The sequence below is a fragment of the uncultured Oscillibacter sp. genome (genome assembly GCF_910587525.1).
Taxonomy (GTDB): Bacteria; Bacillota; Clostridia; order Oscillospirales; family Oscillospiraceae; genus Oscillibacter.
Map to the genome: position 1 here is coordinate 1 of NZ_CAJULS010000212.1, position 2,856 is coordinate 2,856.

3 protein-coding genes are annotated in these 2,856 nt (G+C 59.4%); 2 read left to right on the plus strand and 1 reads right to left on the minus strand.

The window, feature by feature from the left end; genetic code table 11:
• Positions 1-489, minus strand: a 489-nt coding sequence (locus QZ326_RS12600) for a glyceraldehyde 3-phosphate dehydrogenase NAD-binding domain-containing protein (protein WP_295745824.1), incomplete at its 3' end; no start/stop codon positions are given.
• A 314-nt stretch (positions 490-803) separates the two neighbouring features.
• Here QZ326_RS12600 and QZ326_RS12605 point away from each other — a divergent pair.
• Entirely contained in the window at positions 804-1,817 is a 1,014-nt protein-coding gene (locus QZ326_RS12605; protein WP_295745827.1) for a LacI family DNA-binding transcriptional regulator, read from the plus strand.
• A gap of 39 nt (positions 1,818-1,856) precedes the next feature.
• A partial coding sequence (locus QZ326_RS12610; RefSeq protein ID WP_295745830.1) for a class II fumarate hydratase occupies positions 1,857-2,856 on the plus strand: 1,000 nt, incomplete at its 3' end.

Genomic DNA, 2,856 nt, shown 5'->3' on the forward strand with positions numbered 1-2,856 from the left:
GACCTTGGCGATGGGGGCCAGGCAGTTGGTGGTGCAGGAGGCGTTGGACACGAAGGTCATGTCAGAGGTGTACTTGGTGTTGTTGACGCCCATGACGAACATGGGGGTGTCGTCCTTGGAGGGGGCGCCCATGATGACGTGCTTGGCGCCGGCGTCAATGTGGCCCTGGCACTTGCTCTTCTCCAGATGCTGGCCGGTGCACTCGCAGATATACTCAGCGCCCACGCTCTTCCAGGGAATGTCGCTGACTTCCTTGGCGGTGAAGACCTTGAACTCCTTGCCGTCCACTACCAAGGCGTCGGCGGTGTAGGAGACCTCGCCGGGGAACTTGCCGTGGACGGAGTCATACTTCAGCATATAAGCCATATACTCGGGGTTCATGAAGGGGTCGTTCAGGCCCACGACCTCCACGTCATCCCGCTTCAGGGCGGCGCGGAACACGATGCGGCCGATGCGGCCGAAACCATTGATACCAATCTTAGCTTTCATTGATCTTTACTCCTTTTTCATGAATAATAGATTGAAGAGATGGCTGCAATGTCGAAACGTTTGCGTAAACGATTTGCCTAATCGATTTTCCAGGAGTATCGTACCACACTGTCAGCTTTTTGACAATTGTCATTTCAGATAACAATCATCATCCAGGGTTGTTAATTTTTGATAATTAAATCTCAAAAAATATGGGATTTCAGGAAAAACCTGGGGAAAAAACTTGACGAAAAACGGGGAGTAATCTATACTGCTAATTGATTACGCAAATTGGATTACGCAAAAAAAGTGAACTTTGCGCAAGGAGAGGCAATATGAAAGTGACCATCAGCGATGTGGCCCGGCTGGCGGGGGTGTCCACTGCTACGGTGTCCCACACGATCAACAATACGCGCTACGTCTCCGGGGAGACCAAGGAGAAAGTCTATCAGGCCATCGCGGAGCTGGGATACACACCGGACGCCTCCGCCCGCAGCTTCCGCACGGGCAAGAAAAAGGCCATAGGCTTTATCGTGCCGGATATCTCAAACAAGTTTTTCGCCACCATGATCGAGGCGGTGGAGCACCAGTTCTCCGCCCGGGGCTACCACCTGATCATTGCCAACACCAAGGAGAACATGGAGCGGGAGGAGAACACCATTCGTCTTCTGACCGCGGGACTGGTGGACGGGCTGCTGATTGCCAGCACCATCGACGACTTCGCCCGGTTTGACAGCCTGATCCCCGCCGGCTTTCCGGTGGTGCTGGTGGACCGCACCTTTGAGGAGAAAAAATACTCCTCCATCTGCGTCTCCAACTTCCAGCCGATCTACCGCAGTGTCTGCCGCCTGGCGGGGAAGGGAGCCCGCCGGGTGGGCATCATCGGAGGACTGCCGCGCCTTTCTACCACCAAGGAGCGGATCTTCGCCTACCAGCAGGCCGTGGCGGACTGCGGCCTGGTCCAGGAGGAGGGGCTGATTCAGTACGGCGATTCCATGGAAAACAGCGCCCGGGCCTGCCTGGAGACACTGCTGGAGCGGAAGTGCGACGCCCTCATCGTCTGCCAGGGTCTGATGTCCCTGGAGACCATCAGTTACCTGAACCTGAAAAATATCCGGCTGGGCGAGGACATCGACCTGGTCAGCTTCGTAGATTATGATTACGATTTTTATCAGCTTTATTCCAGTCGTATGGATTCCATTATCCAGCCGGTGGAGGAGCTGGGGACCGCCGCCGGAGAGCAGATCCTTCGGCGGGTGGAGGAGCCGGAGACGCCGGTGTTTGAAAAGGTTCTGACCTCCGCCTACAAACCCTGCGACCTGTCCAGCCAGAGCCGCTCGGACCGCTGAGAGCCGGATACATACCAGATTATATTGGGGGAGTTTTTTATGAATACCCGCATGGAACACGACACCATGGGAGAGATCGCCGTCCCGGCAGAGCGGCACTGGGGGGCCCAGACCCAGCGGAGCCTGGAGAATTTCAAGATCGGCGGCCAGCGCCAGCCCAAAGAGATCATCACCGCCTTTGCCTATCTGAAAGAGGCCTGCGCCTGGGCCAACGCCCGGGCGGGCAAGCTGACGGAGGAGCAGGCCGCCGCCATTGCCGCCGCCTGTGGGGAGATTCGGGCGGGGATGTGGGACGAGGAGTTTCCCCTGGTGGTGTGGCAGACCGGCAGCGGTACCCAGACCAACATGAACATCAACGAAGTGATCGCCCACCTGGCGGGAGAAAGGGGAGTGGCTTTACATCCCAACGACCACGTCAACGCCTCCCAATCCAGCAACGACACCTACCCCTCCGCACTCCACATCGCGGCGGCCCTGGCGGTGTCGGAGCAGGTGCTCCCGGCGGCGGAGCGGCTGGCGGCGGCCTTCAAGAGTCTGGAGGAGGCCTATCCGGATCTGATCCGCATTGGCCGCACCCACCTCCAGGATGCCACGCCGCTGAAATTCGCCCAGGAGGTCTCCGGCTGGCGGGAGCTGGTGGAGGCGCCCTGCCGGATGCTGCGGGCCGCACTGGAGGAGCTGGCGTGTCTTGCCATCGGCGGCACCGCCGTGGGCACCGGCCTCAACGCCCCCGGGGGCTACGATGAAGCCGTGTGCGGAAAGCTGCGGGATCTCACCGGACTGCCCTTCCGGCCGGACCCCAATAAATTCCACGCTCTCACCAGCAAAGACGCACTGGTGTTCGCCCACGGGGCCCTGAAGGCCCTGGCGGCGAATCTCATGAAGATTGCCAACGACATCCGCTGGGAAGCCAGCGGCCCCCGGTGCGGTATGGGGGAACTTCGCATTCCGGAGAACGAGCCCGGCAGCTCCATCATGCCCGGGAAGGTGAATCCCACCCAGTGCGAGGCGGTCACCATGGCGGCGGTGCAGGTGATGG